Here is a 15,576-nt window from a genome sequence, read left to right as displayed (position 1 = left end):
CTATTGCGCGGGCGGGACGGCTGCCAAGTTGAGCACCCAGTACTTGTCGGGGTTGCCCCCCTTTGTAGTGCCCCCGTAGAGGATCGTGCTGGGCTCCGACGAGATGCCGTCGCTGCTCCAGCCACCGGTGGTTTCGATGCGCGCCAGCTCGCCGGTGTTCAGGTCGTACACGGTATCGGCCGATCGCAGGAAGCGATCGAGGATGGCGTACATCCTGAACCCCTTCGGGAGCTTCTTGACTCCGGTCCCGTCGACGTGCTGGACGACAGAAGTGGTGCCCTGGCGGCCACGGCACCAGACCGGTCCGCACCGCAGGTCCTTCATCCCGTCCTTGATCACAACCTTGGTCACGGTCCCATCGGCCAGGTTGACGACCTTGGACTGGTTGCGGCCGGGCGTCTCGAACTCTTCGTCGTCAGTGCTCGCGTCGCCCGCCCATGGCCAGCTGATCAGCTGCAGCCCATCAGACTTGGGCACGCGGTTGGGAGCACCGTTGGCGAACGGCTTCCGGTAGACGCCGCCCTTCCGCGGCGACCAGACGACGCTCTCACCGTCCACGCCGATAGCCTCAACGGCCTCGTCACCGCCGGTCAACGTTACGGCCAGCTTGGCCTTGCCGCCGGACAGCGGGGCCCACCAGAGCTCGGTGACCGCGTTCCCGCCCTTCGACCCGCTGGAGAACCAGACGACGTTCGTACCATCGGTCGAGGCGGTTTGCAGGAAGTATTGTTCCAACCCCCGAGTCCGGGGGATCTCTGTTACCACCCGGGACTTACCGGCCTTGGTGTCGTACACCTCGATCTTGCCGAGCTTTCCTGACGAGGGCGCCGCCATGAGCAGCACCTCGGTGGCGTTGATGCCGGTGATCGGGCGGTAGCGCCAGCCGTCGGCGTTCTTCGCCGGCATCTGGAAGACCGCCTGCGGCCAGAGCTTCCCGACCGGCGTTCCCTTGGCCTGGGTCTGCGGTCTCGGAGTCACGGTTATGGTCTTCTCAGGTTCGGGCCTGGTCGTGGTCGACGTGACGGCCGCCTCTTCTCCGCCCCCGCTGGAGAAGGTGCCCTGGGCGACGACCGTACTCGTGCCCACCACCGCGACCACCGCGACCGCCGCGAACAGTTGCGCACGCCGCCTGGTCCGCCGCCGCCTGCGCGCGCCGACCCCGGCCAGCAGGTCGAGCTCGGGAGCCTGGTACGCCGCATCGCGCAGCGCGCCGCTCAGTTCGTCCTCTGTCCTCATGCCCGTCCCCTCTCCAGCACAGCGGGCCGGACCCGGAGCGTGGCGAGCGCCCGGAACGCCTGGCTGCGCACAGTTCCACGTGAGATGCCGAGGATCGCGGCGATCTCCTCATCCGGCAGGTCCTCGTAGTAGCGCAGGACCAGCACGGTCCGCTGCTTCCTGGGCAGCGTCGCGAGCTCCTTCCAGAGCTCGCCGAAGGAATGCGTGTCGTAGTGGACGCCTTCGGGGACGTCGTCGGTCGGCTGCTCTCTGCGCCGCCGACGCCACCAGCTGATGTGCTGGCGGGCCATGGTCGTGCGTACGTACGCCTCGGGGCTGTCCTTGTTGCGGACCCGGCCCCAGTTGTCGCTCAGCTTGAGCAGCGCCTCCTGGGCCAGATCCGCGGCGTCCTCGGCGTTGCCGGTGAGCACATAGCCGTACCTGACCAGCGCCGCGCCCCTGGCTCGGACGAAATCCTCGAACTCCACATCACCGGGACGCACGAGCCGCTCGCTCTGTTGCAAAGATCTTTACTCGAAACCATCGCGCACGTGTTCGAGTGCGCGCTACAGTTCTAGGGACCGACTCGAACAAGGGTTCGGCCTGGTGGGAGGGGGTGCGTCCGATGACAATACTGGCGACGGCCCCTGCTCGGACACGCCGTAGCGCTTTCTTCCCAAATCTAAGACGGCCGCTATATCCCGCAATAAAGTCCGAGAGCGTGGACCCCGTGCGCAATCCTTACGCCCCCGGAGCCGGACAGCGCCCGCCGGAGCTCGCCGGGCGCGACCGCGAACTGCAGCAGTTCGAGGTCGTGCTGGAGCGGGTGGCCCGTGGCCGTCCCGAGCGCAGCATGGTCGTCACCGGTCTGCGCGGCGTCGGCAAGACCGTGCTCCTCAACACGTTCAAGTCCATGGCGATGCAGCGGCTGTGGGGCACGGGCAAGATCGAGGCCCGGCCCGACCAGTCGATCCGCCGTCCCGTCTCGGCCGCGCTGCACATGGCGATCCGCGAGCTGGCTCCCCGGCATCGCGCGCCGGAGCGCATCGAGGAGTTCCTGGGCGTGCTCAAGGCGTTCGCGATGCGCGATCCGGCCGCCGCCAAGGGCACCTCGCACTGGTCACCCGGGATCGAGGTGCCGGCCAGCCGTGGCCGGGCCGACTCCGGCGACCTCGAGATCGACCTCACCGAGCTGTTCGTCGACGCCGCGAGCGTGGCCACCGACCTGGGCGTCGGCATCGCGCTCTTCATCGACGAGATGCAGGACGTGCAGCCCGCCGACGTCTCGGCGCTGTGCGCCGCCTGCCATGAGCTCTCGCAGTCCGGTGGGCCGCTGATCGTGGTCGGCGCGGGCCTGCCGCACCTGCCGAGCGTGCTGTCGGCCAGCAAGAGCTACTCCGAGCGGCTCTTCCGCTACGCCCGCATCGACAAGCTCGACCGCGAGGCGGCCGACCTCGCGCTGATGCTGCCGGCGCGGGAGGAAGAGGTCGAGTTCACGCAGGACGCCCTCGACGCCCTTTACGAGGCCGCCGACGGTTATCCCTACTTCGTCCAGGCTTACGGCAAGGTCGCCTGGGATCTGGCGCCGCGCAGCCCGATCACCCTCGACGACGTCAAGGTGTCCGCGCCCGAGGCCGAGGAGGAGCTTGCGGTGGGCTTCTTCGGCAGCCGCTACGAACGGGCCACCCCGGCGGAGCGCGACTACATGCACGCCATGGCGCAGATCGGCGACGAGCCGGTCGCCACCGCGGACGTGGCCGACGCGCTGGGGCGCAAGCCGTCCAGCCTGTCACCCGCCCGCGACAGCCTCATCAAGAAGGGGCTGATCTACAGCGCTGAGCGCGGCCTGATCGCGTTCACCGTGCCGCATTTCGGGAGGTTCCTGCGTGCCCAACCGATCTAGGCGACACCCCTAGTCCTCTATTGGGCTGTCTAGTGGGGAAGCTAGATAGCCCAATAGAGTCATATCTTGTTGTCGAGGGTTCTATAGCGCTGTCTAGCGTCAGGCCGATACAGGCGTATAAACCGGCAGAGCGCCGCTACCCTGGTGTTCGACCACGGCCACCCGTACAGCCGGACGCCGCCCGCTGAGATAGACCGCGAACACGACATCGGCGCCATCCCGCCGCTCGAAGGCGAAGAAGCGCCAGCACAGCTCACGCCAGCTGTCGTACGGCTCGACCGCGGCGAGCTGCTCCCGGTGCTGCCGCCAGGGTCCGCTCGACCGGAGCCTGGCCAGGGTGACCTCCATGGCCGGCCCGGGGCGCTGCTCGCACGGCGCGCGATAACGCAGCCGATCCACCATCTCCTCAAGCTCGGGCGACAGTACGAGGAGTACGACCACCCCGGCGGCCATGAACCACGACGGGTGCAAGAAGACCAACCAGCCGGGCTCTTCACCCCATATCGACAGCACGGCCATCCCGGTGAGGACCATGGTCCTGGCGATCGAACGCAGCCCGACGGGTGCCGCGCTCACCTCGCCGAAGCATCCGCACCCCGCGTCGGGCCGCCGCCGACGTACCTCCAGCAGGACATAGGTGCACATGGCGAAGAACGCGACCGCCATCCACCGGAAGATCGGAGACGTGCTCACCAGCAGCCCGGTCGCGATCACCAGCTCACCGACCGCGCAGACGATCAGCACCGGCACCTCGATGCGGGCGGGCACCAGCGCCGCCGGTCCCAGCCGGGCCAGCGTGCCCATCTCCCCGCCCGTACGCACGGTGGACACCTTCGCCACCGCCCCTAAGACGAGCAGCACGATCAGCGCGGGCAGTTGCGATGCCAGCACGAGCGTCACCCCAATCCGATCTGCGCGTTGAAGCACCCTTTGACCAGGTCGCCGCCCAGCTCCACGTACGAGAACGGCGACAGCTCGGCGATCCGCCCGCGAGGAGAGGTGTCGCACTCGGTGCAGCGGTCGCAGAAGCGCCCGGCCACGCAGCCACACGCCACGATCGGCACGTTAGCGGATCGATTAGTGCAGAGGTTCCCCACCTGCAGCATCGACCCGATGGCGAGGTACGGCAGGCCCGTACAGGACACCTCGGCGTCCGGGCAGTCCACGTCAGAGCGCTCGACCATGGGGTACGCGGCCCCCCGATCCTCCTGGTCGAAGGCGTCGGACCAGGTGGCGGTACCGGAGACGCGTGACTGCAGGCCCCCGTAGGCGGGCGGCGGAGCCGGCACGGCCCGCGCCGGATAGGCGGGCTGCGAGGTCGCGGGCAGCAGGGCCAGACTCGCCCCGCCCTTTCTGATGCCGATCGCGTCGAACAGGAACCCCGGCTCGAACCGCGCGTGTCGCACCATGATGCGACCTGTCGCACGGTATGGGATGACGATGGTCCGGCGCCCCCGGTGCGGCCCGCAGTCGAGCTGGACCGACAGGTCCTTGCGTCCCTCCACGGACAGGATGGTCCCGGTCAGCCGCGTGATGTCGGCCCAGAGGCGCTCGACCACCCGGCCGTCGCGCAGGGTACGCATGATGACCGTCGAGCCCACGGGCAGATCACTCGGCGCCTGGTCACCACCGTGCCAGGCGGTGGCCCAGGGGGCGATGACGAGCCGCTCCTCGGCGCCCTCGGGGGTCTCGATGGTGATGAGATGTGGGCTTATGTCGAGGATGTCCCCTATGACCGCGCGTAAGGGGTCCCCCTCGCCGGAGCCCGGGATCCCGGCCTCCCGGCCCAGCGCCGCGGCCGCGAGCACCCGGCGGCGTTCCACGCTCGGATACCCCATCAGTCCCTCCCTTGTCGCGCTAATAGGGTCACACGACTCCGGGGGGTACTTCGCTGCACTCGTGCATTCGAGAGCAAAAAACGCACCCCTCGGGGCAGAAGTTGACCCCCAGCGACGTACAAACCGCCACCGACCTTGACCTACCTTTATCGTCGGCGGGCCGAATCCTGAATTCCGGTTACGCCCTATCTTGGCCTTTGGCTGCGATTCTGGCCACGATGCAGACCGCCAGCTGGGAAGAGGAGTTCCGCGAGTACGTCGTTGCGCGCGGAGCTGCCCTGCTGCGCACCGCCCACCAGCTCACGGGACATCCGCTGGACGCGGAGGATCTCCTGCAGAACGCGCTGACCAAGACGTACCTGGCATGGGACCGCATCCAGGACAGAGCCGCGCTCGACGGATATGTACGGCGGGCGATGGTCAACATCAACATCTCGCAGTGGCGGCGGCGCCGACTGGAGGAGTACCCGTCGGAGGACCTACCGGAGGTCGCCCCGGAGGCGGAAGCCAGCGGCGACCTGCACGATCTCCTGGAGCAGGCGCTGCGGCGGCTGCCCACCCGGATGCGGGCCGCGATCGTGCTGCGTTACTACGAGGACATGACCGAACCGGAGATCGCCAGAACGCTGGGCATCAGCCTCGGCACGGTCAAGAGCACGATGTCACGCGCCATGGCCAAGCTCAGGGTTGAGCTGGGCATTCCCCCTCAACAGCTCCGGCCGTAGCGCAGGGCCGTACGACATCGCGGATCGTCCGCAGCGTGGCCAGGAAGGTTTCCAGCTCCTCCGCGCTGAGCAGGCTGGTCAGAGACTTGTCGATGTCCTCGAGGTGCTGCGGCAGCACGATGTCGAGCTTCTCCCGCCCCGCGTCGGTGAGCGTGGCGTAGGAGGCCCGGCGGTCGACGGCGCAGGCCACCCTGGCCACCAGACCGTCGCGTTCGAGCCGGTCGACGACCCTGGTCACACCACTGGTGGACAGGCCCGTCTGTGCGGCCAGATCACTCATCCGCAAGCTCTGCCGCGGCGAGCGCCCCAGCCGGAGCAGCGTCTCAAAATCGATCTCGGACAGCCCGGCGGCGCCGAACACCGGCTGCATCCTGGCCGCGAGACCTGCTTGAACCTCCGACAGCAGGCCCATGGCCGTCAACCGGGGGTCATCAATGTTGACCACGTTCATAGCTTAACCGACGATTGTTGACGAGAGGAATATTCCTCGTGTAGACATTTGTTGCCGCAAACATCCGCACAGCAATCATCCTCCGAGGAGAACCCCATGACCACCCGCACTTGGGAAGGCCTGACCGTCCCCGCCGCCGGCACCTACAACCTCGACACCGCCCACACCACGATCGGCTTCGTGGTCAAGCACATGATGGTCAGCAAGGTGCGCGGCAGCTTCGGCGACTTCACCGGCTCCGTGACGATCGCCGACAACCCCCTCGAGTCGTCGGCCGAGCTCACGATCAAGACCGAAAGCCTCACCACCGGTGTCGCCGACCGTGACGGCCACCTGCGCAGCGACGACTTCCTGTCGGTCGAGAAGTTCCCGACGCTCACCTTCAAGAGCACCCGCGTGGTGAGCCACTCGGGTGACAAGTTCACCGTCGTCGGCGACCTGACCGTCCGTGACGTCACCAAGGAGATCGAGCTCACGGTCGAGTACGGTGGCGCCGGCACGAACCCCTGGGGCCAGGCGGTGTGGGGGTTCTCGATCACCAGCGAGTTCGACCGCGAGGACTTCGGGCTGACCTGGAACCAGGCCCTGGAGACGGGCGGCGTCCTGGTGGGCAAGAAGATCAAGGTCGAGATCGAGGGCGAAGCCAACCCGGCTGCCTGACGTCGCGCTTTGCCCAGCGGCCTGAGCCGCTTGACGTCTCGTTCGGCTCAGCGGGGTGACCCGCTTTACGTCTCGTTCGGCCCAGCGGGGCGACCCGCTTGGAGTCTCGTTCGACCCGCGACCTGAGCCGCTTGACGTCGCGTTTTGTACGCCGGACCCGCGTGGCGGGTCCGCGCGCCGAGCCCGCCCCCGCCGCGCCTTGGGGCGGGCTTGCTGTCCGGCCCGTTGTCCACAGGAGGTTATTCACAGGCAGTGGATAACCTTTGGACAGGCCGGGACGGGCAACCGCTTTGCTGCCTTGGCAGAAGGCCGGTACGCTGTCCTGAGCCGCGTGGCTACCAGGAGGATTCGCCTAGTCAGGTCTATGGCGCCGCACTGCTAATGCGGTTTGGTGGCAACACCATCCGGGGTTCAAATCCCCGATCCTCCGCAGGTGAGAGGCCCTCGCCCCGTTCTTGGGGAGAGGGCCTTTTGATCTTTCGGGGGGTCCGTAGTTGCGACGGCTACGGATTTCCCAAGGCGAGCCGCTCCAGGGCGCGTCCATAGGACCGTTCCGTCAGCTTGGGGGCCAGCGCCCAGCTCTCGACCAGGCCAGCCTAGACGGCCGGGAGAAGGCCGCGGATGGTAGACCAGATGATCGAGCCCTTCCCTGCGCCGGTGGCGCCCGCGACCAGGACGTGTGTGCCGTGCACCTTGAGCAGCCACGGCCGCCCGTCCTCCTGTTTGCCGATCTCGACCGGCTCCACGGTCGGCGCCTCCGGCAGAGGCAAAGCAGCAAGCGGTACGGCGAGCGGATCGGTTCGCGGAAGAGTGAGCTGAAGGTGACCGCCCCGCGTGACCGCCGCCCGGCAAGATGCCGCGCCAAAGCACTGGGCAAGGTGGTCGAGGCGGTCGGCCCAGTCCTTGACCGACTGTCCTTTGAGCATGCGTACGGTGACCAGGTCGGCCCATGCCGTACAGGTGATCTTGCCGAGGCGGGGCAGGTAGTCGCGACCCCACAGGGGTCGTCCGAGGCCGGAGACGATCATGACGGGTTGCCAGTGTCGCCGGTAGACCCAGGTCAGCCGCCACCAGGCGAGCAGCCGCAGGCCGATCACGCGGATGAAGCTCAGCCAGTCGGTAACGGCCCAGGCAAGGAGCCCGGTGGGAACAGGCGCGAGGACCAGGAGAGCGACCTGCCAGCCGAAGGTGCTCACCGGGTGGATCGTCATCGACCTGGCCGCCACCCTGATCACTGCCCACTCCGACAAACAGGGCGCCTCGGCCACCTTCAAGAAGGGCTGGGGCTTCCACCCGCTGGGCGGCTGGTGCGCCAACACGCAGGAGTCACTGGCGATGCTGTTACGGACCGGATCGGCCCGGTCCAACACCATCACCGATCATGTGCGGGGCCTCACCGAGGCCATCGCTCAGCTCCCCGACGGCTTCCGGGCCAAAATCTGGTTCCGGATCGACGGCGCGGGTGACACCCGCGACCTGGTCGAACACATGAAAGGGCTGAACACCACCCGGCGCACGGTTCGTTTCACCGTCGGCTGGAAAATCACCGACGTGGACGAGGCCGCGATCGCCGAACTGCCGCCGGCGCCTGGCAGCCGGCCGTGCGCCAGGACGGGATGGTGCGTCCCCACGCCGAGGTCGCGAAACTGACCGGGCTGGATGAGCGCGCCGCCGCCTGGGGTGTCCGGTTGCTGGTCCGCCGCGTCAAGCCCTCGGCCCGCGATGCCCGCCAGCTGACCGACCTGGAGGAGCAGAGCGGCTGGAAGTACGCGATCATCGCTACCAACCTCGGCCCGCGCGGCCTGCGTGGTGTCCCTGGCAGCCATCATGTGCAGTTCGTTGATGCCGTGGACGTGATCATGCCGAGGTCGAGGACAGGGTGCGCACGAACAAGGCCATGGGCCTGCGCAAATTTGCTGTCGAAAACGTGGAATGTGAACGTCGGGTGGGTGCTCGCCGCCAACCTCGCCGCCAACCTCGCCGCCGACATCGCCGCCTGGACACGCTTGCTGGGCCTGCACGACGACGCGGAGTTGGCCCGTGCCGAACCGCAGACCCTCCGATACCACCTGTGGCATCTGCCCGCCCGGCTGGTCTCCCATACCCGCCGACACACCCTGAAGATCAGCAGCACCTGGCCCTGGAAGAACGCCTTCTTGGCTTGCTGGCGGCGCCCATCCGCCCTGCCAGCCAGTGCCCACCTGACCAGCGTGAACGCATCCCACCGATCCCGAAAGGAGCAACCGGGTCCCATCCGCGGCTCGTAGAACCGCCGCCCACCGAGCGTCTCGGGCGGGCCGCTGTGCCACCCACCCGCAACGAACAGGGCGATCAGGCACAAATCTTCATCAGCCGAAAACGATCAGGAGGGCCGGCCACCTCGTGAGTCATCGAGGTTACCCCCGCGCATTGTCCGGGCAATGGCTTTCACTGTCCAAACTGCGGCGTCCCTGAAATGCCAGCAGAATAGACTTTTTGCTCGGTCACGCGATTGCCCAGAGCCTGCGGAGAGCGACTGTCCAGATGCATCGACCACCCCACAGAATAACAAGGAAATCAAGCCTTACTCATAGCAAAAGATCGTGTTAATTTCACCGCCGAACCCCCTCACGCATGTGGAGGTAAAATGGCGGATCTTTCTTCAGGGTTAGCAGGAGGGACAGCAGCAAGGCGGGTAACGTTCCTGGCCATCGTGGCGCTACTGCTGCCGTTGTCGGCGTTTAGCCTCGCAGGTTCCCCCGCTGCGGCATCCCCTGCTCGGACCGAAACCATGGTGCTGGCAGCAGAGCGGCAACCGAAAGTCCACCGTCCAACACTGGAAAGACTCAAGCGAGATGCGGACCGCAAGGGGATCTCCCTGGAGCAGGCCGTGGACGCTTACATCGCAGAGAAGGCAAAGACTGATCCGGCGGCGACCGCGAATTGGCCGGACGGCCCGGTAGATATCCCCGACGTCGCCATCGATGATCTCTCCGCCGCGCACATTGAGGTCCTGAAGGGGATGGCGCAGGCCCAAGGCGTCAGCTTCAGCGAGTCCATCGAGCGCCACGGATCATGGCCTGCGGCCAAACAGAAGCTGGTCCAGCTCCAGCAAGCCTTCAAGGGCGAGTTCGCTGGTGGCGAGCGCGCCGCCGACGGCTCACACGTCTGGCTCGGCTTCAAGGGGGACATTCCGGCACCGGCCATAGAAGCGGCCAAAACCCTGCCCCTCCGGGTGGAGTTACAGGGCCGCCTGGGCTACACCGAGGCCGAACTGAACGACACGAAGAAGCGCGTGCATCACGCCCTCCGGGACGACCCTCGCTTCTCTGATGTAGCCAGCTATTACGACGCCAGGACCGGTACTGTGCACAGCCTCGTCGTCCCCGTACCCGCAGCCAAAGCGTCCGTCCAGGGCGACGCCGTCGATTCGGCGGTGTCTTCGCTGGTCACCAATCCGTCCATCACCGTGGACGTGACGGTCACGGATAGGCCCGTCGCATCCACCTTCTCATTCACCGCCACCTCCGCCTCGGTTTCCACCTCTGCCGTGGACCCTTACATTCGGGGTGGGGGGAATCTGGGAGACTGCACGTCCAACTTTAATGTGGTAGCCACCTGGGACTATGAGACGCGGCGCCATGCCACAGCTGGGCACTGCGCTAACGGTGCATCGACGAGGAGATACTGCAACTATTCCATCGATGGAGGCAACTGCACCACGATCAGTTTGACCAACTCATGTTGGTTGGGTTGCGCTTATGGTGATGCCGCGCTGTACACCCGGGGAGATCTGACCCTCACCCGGACCTTCTACTGGAGCTCCAACCAGAAGGCATATGTGGATGCCGAGGATCCCGTTCAGTGGGTCGGTGATGACGTATGCAAATGGGGCACGGCCACCGGGACCACTTGCGGCACTGTACAGAGAACCAACTGGTCCAACGACAACTCAGATAATCTCTTCGTCACCGACCAGCCCGCCGGAACCGGGTGTGACCATGGTGACAGCGGTGGCCCGGTCTTCACGGGAGGCCCGTCAGCAGGCTTCACCGCATATGGCATCGTCGTCGGACAGGGCGCGCTCGTGGGCCGGGCGGGCCTGTACTGCGCGTACAGCCACGTGACGGTGTACCGCGATGCCTTCGGCTACAGGATTTGGAACCGAGAATAGAGGGACAAGGAGTAACCTAGAGGGCTGGACCGCGGCCTTATAGGGCGGTCCAGCCATCCCTCGGCAGAAGGGGTTGTCTCCGTGAGACGACTATCCGAAATCGCCGCGGTGCTTGTTGCGGTCTTGAGTTTAGCGGCCTGCACCGCAGACGCCCGCCGAAGTGAGTCGTCCGCAGTCGCTCCGTCTAAACCGTGCCCGTCGGACAAGGTATGTCACGCCGTTATTGGCACCGACCCGGCCATCGCTGTATATCAGGGGGAATTCTACTCCACCCTGATGCCGTTGACGGCGCGGCTTGAGTGGGTGGAAAGTGAGTCGTGTCTTGTGGTTACGAGACACGGCGATAACTATCGGCAATTCAGGACGCTGGTTCCCCTATGGCCCGAGGGTACGAAACCGGTCCGAGCACCAGACGGCAGACGAGGCATCGACATTCCCCAAGTTGGACAGATCTTCGAGGGTGCATTATTTACGGCGGGCGGCTCAGATTATCCGCCTAATCTCAAACCACCCGTCCCTCGGATCTCTACTCTTACCCGACCGCCTGGCGCGTGTACCGCCCATGACGGATTCTTCGTCGTCGAACCGTCTGGGATCAGGCGTTTGAAGGGTTAGTCCCGCAGGCCCGGCGACGTCAGGATTTCCTGAACGTGCGTGGACTGCCGGCTGGCAGCGCTGGTGCGTTCGAACATCTCGACTGCATACGCCACGGTGGTACCTTGCCATAGCCAGCGCACACGAACCGCATCGAAGATCGATGCGAGTTGCAGTTTGGGTTGCAGTTCCACACAGCACTACCCCGTTCCAGGAGGACCGCGCGATCACATCGGTCCACATGGAACGGCCTGGGACGATCAAGCTCCTAGCTGCTAATGCGGTTTGGTGGCAACACCATCCGGGGTTCAAATCCCCGATCCTCCGCACGCTAGAGCCCCTCACCAGCAATTTGGAGAGGGGCTCTCGATCTTCAGCTACACCTGGGCGGACCATTGCCGGACCATTCCGCTGATGATGATGGTTTCCGGCTCCCGGTGGAATCGCCGCGCTGGTCGCCGCAGCAGCAGATCCCGCACGGCGCCGAACTACGCATGTAAAATGAAGGCATACCTAGGAACATGCAGATCCGCGATGTTCCCGACGACATCGCCGACACGATCGCAGCCCGAGCCCGTGCCAAGGGCACAGTCCGCGCAGGCCTACATGCTGGGCCTCCTGGCGGCGGAGGCACGCCGTTCCCACAACATCGTCAGCCTCCCAGCGGTCGTCGGCTGCGACATTCGTCTCGTATAGCACCTGAAGATAGGACGATGCCCGCCTCGCGCGGTCAACGCGATGGCAGGCGGCGCATCATGACGCCGATGAACTGGTCGCCCCGCACGAAGCCGAACTCCCGGGAATCCCAGCTGGTGTCCCGATTGTCGCCCAGCACGACCAGGGCGCGAGGGGGCACGACGGTCTCCGGTACGTCGCGGAGCGACGGGAATTCCTGTCTCGGCACAGGTTCGCCGGCCACCGCGACCGCCCGCTTGACGAGCAAGTGCCAGCCAGGATCGAATCTCTCCGGCACCTTGTCCTCGTCGCCGGGCTCGATACCCGGCGGCAGGCCGTCCAACGGCGGAGGATTCGGGATCCTGACGACCACGATCTGGCCGGCGCGGACTCGCCTCGTCTTGCGGACGAGCAGTCTGTCGCCGGAACGCAGGGTGGGTTCCATGCTGGGCCCGCTCACAGTGGCGACCAGATACCGCCGGCGAATCCACCACAGCGACATTCCCAAGATCAGCAAGCCGGATGCCGACAGGAGCAGATTGCCTGCCTTCATCGCACCTCCTGGTATCCCGAGGCCTGGAGCCGGAACAGCCGGGCGTACTGTCCGTCTGCGGCAAGCAGCGCCTCATGCGGTCCCTGTTCGGCGATCCGCCCGTCGTGGAGCACGGCGATGAGGTCGGCATCCCGTACGGCGCTGAGCCGGTGAGAGATCAGCAGGCTCGTGCGACCCGCCCGATGCTCCCGGATGCTGGTGTGCACCTCGTGCTCGGCCTCCGGATCCAGGCCGGAGCTGGGCTCGTCCAGGATCATCAGGTCTCTGCCGTCGCGGACGAGGGCTCTGGCCAGCGCGAGGCGTTGCCATTGTCCGCCGGACAGCACCACTCCCGTCTCGGGATCGCCCTTGTCGGCCTCGGAGAAGAAGATGCGGGTGAGCAGCGTGTCGTAGCCTCGCGGCAGTCCCGAGAGCGTCTCGTGCACTCCCGCGCGGACGCCCGCCTCCGCGATCCGGGCCGGGTCGTCCAGGGCGGGCAGGTCACCGAGCCCGATGTTCTCGGCGGCGGACATGTCGTAATTCATATGGTCCTGGAATACGGCGCTGATCCGCTCGCGAAGATCGGCGGGCGGGATGTCCCGCAGATCCACGCCGTCCCACAGGATCCGGCCGCGCGTCGGATCGTACATCCTGCACAGCAACCTGATGAGGGTGCTCTTACCGGCGCCGTTCAATCCCACGAGGGCGACCGAACGGCCGTGCGGAATCGTCAGATCGACCCCGCGCAGCACCCATGGATGGTCGTCGCTGTAGCGGAACCAGACGTCCCGCAGCTCGATGCCCCGGCGCAGCGCGGGGGCCGTCCCCTCGTCCACGCTCACCAGGTCCGGCTCGGTTCTGATCACCGCGACGTAGTGCGAGAAGGTGAGGAGCCCTTCGTGGACGGACGCCATCGAGGAGACGAGCATGTTGAGCGCGGCCTGCACCCCGCCGACGGCCGCCACGAACATGGCGACGTCGCCGACGCTGAGGGAACCCTGACGGGCGGCCGTGATCGCCCACCACAGACCGGCACCCGCGACCGCCGCGCTCAGCGTGGTCAGACCGCCCTGAGTGACCAGTTCCCGGCGGTCCATCCGGCTTTCGGCGGTGTCGGCCTTGCGCCGCTCGGCCATCATCCGTGTACGGAGGTACGCGCCGATGCCGAACAACCGGATCTCCGTGGCGGCCTGGACGCCGGTGAGCAGCCGGCTGTAGAAGAACTCGCGGCGGTGGATCTGCTCGATGTCCCACTGCATGGTGGCCCGCCTCCGCGACAGCAGCACTTCGGCGATGAGTGCTGGGACGGCGGCCAGCAGTACCAGGGCGGTCATGGCGGGGCTGAGGATCAGAAGGGAGCCCACGAATCCGACGAGGGACAGGACTCCGCTCAGGCTTCCGCAGACTCCGCTGACGAGGTCGCCGGTGCCCCCGGCGCCCTCTTGGGCTAGACGCAACCGGTCGAGGAACACCGGATCCTCGAAACGCCGGAGGCCGACCTGCCGCTCGGCCGCCGCGAACAGCCCGTCGATCGCTTCGGCTCGCGCGAGCCGACCGGTCTGGGCGCGCAGATAGCGGCCGATCCCCGGAAGCGCGGCGGCGGCCAGACCGGCCGCGGCCAACCCGAGCGCGAGACCCGCGACCGCGCCGTCGGGAGTCGTCAGCCGGTCGATGACCGATTTGGTCAGCCATACGGTGGCGATCGGGGCCGCCGCCTCGGCGAGCGTCAGAAAGACGTAGCCGGTGACCCCTCCTGGTGCCGACCGCCAGGTCAGCGACATGGCCTCCACGGCGGACGAGGCCAAGTCCCGGATCCCGGCCCGTCGGCTCGTACCCAGATCACTCATGCCGTCGATGCGACGGAAAGGTCCTCCACGCGTCCACCTGTGGCGACGACGCGGTGATCAGACCCGAGCAGGTAGAGCGCCGGGGTCCACGTGTTCTGGAACGCACCTGCCACCGGGCCGTCGAAGTCCTCCACGATCACCCGGGCCACCGGCGCGAGCGCTTCGACCGCCTCCGTGTCGTCCCCGGCGACCACCGCCAGCACGTTCTCCCGTCCGAGGGTGCGGGCATGCTCGCTGAAGCGGGGAAGCAGCTTGTGGCAGGGTTCGCAGCCGGCGGAGAAGAACCCGACCAGGCCGGCGACCGTATCGTGGGACACCGGCTCGCCGTCGACGGTCACAGCGGCGAACTCGCCGACAGGCGAGCCAGGCTGCAACGCGATGGGAGGCCCGGCATGCTGGACGCCTCCCCCACTCATCTGCCTCATCCGGCGGATCAGGGTGAGGGTGAGTAGCAGATTCAACACACAAAGCAGACCGATGAGCACGACGGCGGCGGTCAGATAAGACATCAGGCGTTCCTCGCGAAGAGATCGACGAAGTCGTCGAAGGAGGCGATCATGATCGCCCCGATGAGCCCCGCGGCACCTGCCAGGGCCGCCCCGCCGAGCACGGGCAGGCCCCCAGGCAGCAGTACGCCGAGCGCGGCTGCGATGATCATCAGGCTGTTACGGACCAGTTGACGGGGCGCTAAGGGGTGCGGCGGATGTACCGAAGCAACGGCACCTCCACCCCGTACGGGCGGCGGCTGGCCGCCACCCGCGGGACGCCTACTACAGCCGCATCAGCACTTGCCGACCTTGACCGTCTGGCAACCCTGGTCCAGGCAGCACTGACGGAGGTACCTGATTCCACCCGAGCAGTAGTAGTAGTTGCTGCAGCCGGCCTCCACGGTCACCTTGTGGGCGACGCGCGTCAGCAAACGGTCCACGAGACCGAGCATGATGTCTCCTCTCTGGCCTTGCGGGGCGAGATGATGGTGATCA

At 66.6% G+C, this 15,576-nt stretch carries 18 protein-coding genes and 1 tRNA gene; 7 read left to right on the top strand and 12 right to left on the bottom strand.

Annotated elements, in window-relative coordinates; genetic code table 11:
• Together ACGFJ2_RS27685 and ACGFJ2_RS27680 are read right to left on the bottom strand one after the other, a co-directional pair.
• Entirely contained in the window at positions 1–1,236 is a 1,236-nt protein-coding gene (locus ACGFJ2_RS27685; protein ID WP_357957659.1) for a hypothetical protein, read from the bottom strand.
• Positions 1,233–1,718: a SigE family RNA polymerase sigma factor gene (locus ACGFJ2_RS27680; RefSeq protein ID WP_393473007.1), complete on the bottom strand. Its 486-nt coding sequence runs from the start codon at positions 1,716–1,718 to the stop codon at positions 1,233–1,235. Before ACGFJ2_RS27680 ends, ACGFJ2_RS27685 begins: the two co-directional genes overlap by 4 nt.
• A 218-nt stretch (positions 1,719–1,936) precedes the next feature.
• Here ACGFJ2_RS27680 and ACGFJ2_RS27675 point away from each other — a divergent pair, with 218 nt between their 5' ends.
• The gene (locus ACGFJ2_RS27675; protein WP_357957662.1) at positions 1,937–3,118 is read left to right on the top strand and encodes an ATP-binding protein; all 1,182 of its coding nucleotides are present in this window, start codon (positions 1,937–1,939) and stop codon (positions 3,116–3,118) included.
• Positions 3,119–3,217: 99 nt separating this feature from the next.
• On the opposite strand, the gene ACGFJ2_RS27670 is transcribed toward ACGFJ2_RS27675, so the two are convergent.
• Positions 3,218–4,009: a MauE/DoxX family redox-associated membrane protein gene (locus tag ACGFJ2_RS27670; protein ID WP_357957664.1), complete on the bottom strand. Its 792-nt coding sequence runs from the start codon at positions 4,007–4,009 to the stop codon at positions 3,218–3,220.
• A 5-nt stretch (positions 4,010–4,014) separates the two neighbouring features.
• Positions 4,015–4,956, bottom strand: a complete 942-nt coding sequence (locus ACGFJ2_RS27665; protein WP_393473003.1) for a hypothetical protein — start codon at positions 4,954–4,956, stop codon at positions 4,015–4,017.
• 218 nt (positions 4,957–5,174) lie between these two features.
• Between ACGFJ2_RS27665 and ACGFJ2_RS27660 the strand changes: the two genes are divergently transcribed.
• Positions 5,175–5,681 carry a SigE family RNA polymerase sigma factor gene (locus ACGFJ2_RS27660; protein ID WP_357957668.1) on the top strand — a complete coding sequence of 169 codons (507 nt, stop codon included), beginning with the start codon at positions 5,175–5,177 and terminating at the stop codon, positions 5,679–5,681.
• On the opposite strand, the gene ACGFJ2_RS27655 is transcribed toward ACGFJ2_RS27660, so the two are convergent.
• Positions 5,638–6,132, bottom strand: a complete 495-nt coding sequence (locus ACGFJ2_RS27655) for a MarR family transcriptional regulator (protein WP_357957670.1) — start codon at positions 6,130–6,132, stop codon at positions 5,638–5,640. The two genes, ACGFJ2_RS27660 and ACGFJ2_RS27655, sit on opposite strands and share 44 nt — an antisense overlap.
• Positions 6,133–6,228: 96 nt before the next feature.
• On the opposite strand from ACGFJ2_RS27655, the gene ACGFJ2_RS27650 reads away from it, so the two are divergent.
• Together ACGFJ2_RS27650 and ACGFJ2_RS27645 are read left to right on the top strand one after the other, a co-directional pair.
• Positions 6,229–6,792, top strand: a complete 564-nt coding sequence (locus ACGFJ2_RS27650; protein WP_357957672.1) for a YceI family protein — start codon at positions 6,229–6,231, stop codon at positions 6,790–6,792.
• 341 nt (positions 6,793–7,133) lie between these two features.
• A tRNA-Ser gene (locus tag ACGFJ2_RS27645) sits at positions 7,134–7,222 on the top strand.
• A 166-nt stretch (positions 7,223–7,388) separates the two neighbouring features.
• On the opposite strand, the gene ACGFJ2_RS27640 is transcribed toward ACGFJ2_RS27645, so the two are convergent.
• Entirely contained in the window at positions 7,389–7,988 is a 600-nt protein-coding gene (locus tag ACGFJ2_RS27640) for a hypothetical protein (protein ID WP_393472998.1), read from the bottom strand.
• Between ACGFJ2_RS27640 and ACGFJ2_RS27635 the strand changes: the two genes are divergently transcribed.
• The 3 genes from ACGFJ2_RS27635 (at position 7,981) to ACGFJ2_RS27625 (ending at position 10,945) form a co-directional block, all read left to right on the top strand.
• Entirely contained in the window at positions 7,981–8,442 is a 462-nt protein-coding gene (locus ACGFJ2_RS27635; RefSeq protein ID WP_393472995.1) for a transposase, read from the top strand. The two genes, ACGFJ2_RS27640 and ACGFJ2_RS27635, sit on opposite strands and share 8 nt — an antisense overlap.
• On the top strand, positions 8,394–9,059 hold the full coding sequence (locus ACGFJ2_RS27630) for a hypothetical protein (protein ID WP_393472992.1): 666 nt from the start codon (positions 8,394–8,396) through the stop codon (positions 9,057–9,059). The genes ACGFJ2_RS27635 and ACGFJ2_RS27630 overlap by 49 nt, the downstream gene beginning before the upstream one ends.
• A 359-nt stretch (positions 9,060–9,418) precedes the next feature.
• Positions 9,419–10,945 carry a hypothetical protein gene (locus ACGFJ2_RS27625; RefSeq protein ID WP_393472989.1) on the top strand — a complete coding sequence of 509 codons (1,527 nt, stop codon included), beginning with the start codon at positions 9,419–9,421 and terminating at the stop codon, positions 10,943–10,945.
• Positions 10,946–11,556: 611 nt separating this feature from the next.
• On the opposite strand, the gene ACGFJ2_RS27620 is transcribed toward ACGFJ2_RS27625, so the two are convergent.
• From ACGFJ2_RS27620 to ACGFJ2_RS27595, 6 genes are all read right to left on the bottom strand, one after another.
• A complete protein-coding gene (locus ACGFJ2_RS27620) occupies positions 11,557–11,733 on the bottom strand; it encodes a hypothetical protein (protein ID WP_393472986.1) in 177 nt (58 codons plus the stop codon).
• Between the two features lie 536 nt (positions 11,734–12,269).
• Positions 12,270–12,767, bottom strand: coding sequence for a S26 family signal peptidase (locus tag ACGFJ2_RS27615; RefSeq protein WP_358206737.1), 498 nt, complete (start codon positions 12,765–12,767; stop codon positions 12,270–12,272).
• On the bottom strand, positions 12,764–14,593 hold the full coding sequence (locus ACGFJ2_RS27610; RefSeq protein WP_393472983.1) for an ABC transporter ATP-binding protein: 1,830 nt from the start codon (positions 14,591–14,593) through the stop codon (positions 12,764–12,766). The genes ACGFJ2_RS27615 and ACGFJ2_RS27610 overlap by 4 nt, the downstream gene beginning before the upstream one ends.
• Positions 14,590–15,102: a TlpA family protein disulfide reductase gene (locus ACGFJ2_RS27605; protein ID WP_393472980.1), complete on the bottom strand. Its 513-nt coding sequence runs from the start codon at positions 15,100–15,102 to the stop codon at positions 14,590–14,592. Before ACGFJ2_RS27605 ends, ACGFJ2_RS27610 begins: the two co-directional genes overlap by 4 nt.
• The gene (locus tag ACGFJ2_RS27600) at positions 15,102–15,251 is read right to left on the bottom strand and encodes a hypothetical protein (protein ID WP_393472977.1); all 150 of its coding nucleotides are present in this window, start codon (positions 15,249–15,251) and stop codon (positions 15,102–15,104) included. Before ACGFJ2_RS27600 ends, ACGFJ2_RS27605 begins: the two co-directional genes overlap by 1 nt.
• Positions 15,252–15,374: 123 nt before the next feature.
• A complete protein-coding gene (locus tag ACGFJ2_RS27595; protein WP_357962267.1) occupies positions 15,375–15,533 on the bottom strand; it encodes a hypothetical protein in 159 nt (52 codons plus the stop codon).
• Positions 15,534–15,576: the final 43 nt, after the last annotated feature.

The organism is Nonomuraea sp. NPDC049028 (assembly GCF_043197735.1).
In the GTDB taxonomy this organism is placed as follows: Bacteria; Actinomycetota; Actinomycetes; order Streptosporangiales; family Streptosporangiaceae; genus Nonomuraea.
The sequence above is the reverse complement of the archived record's forward strand: the minus strand, read 5'-3'. Positions and strand labels throughout refer to the sequence as shown.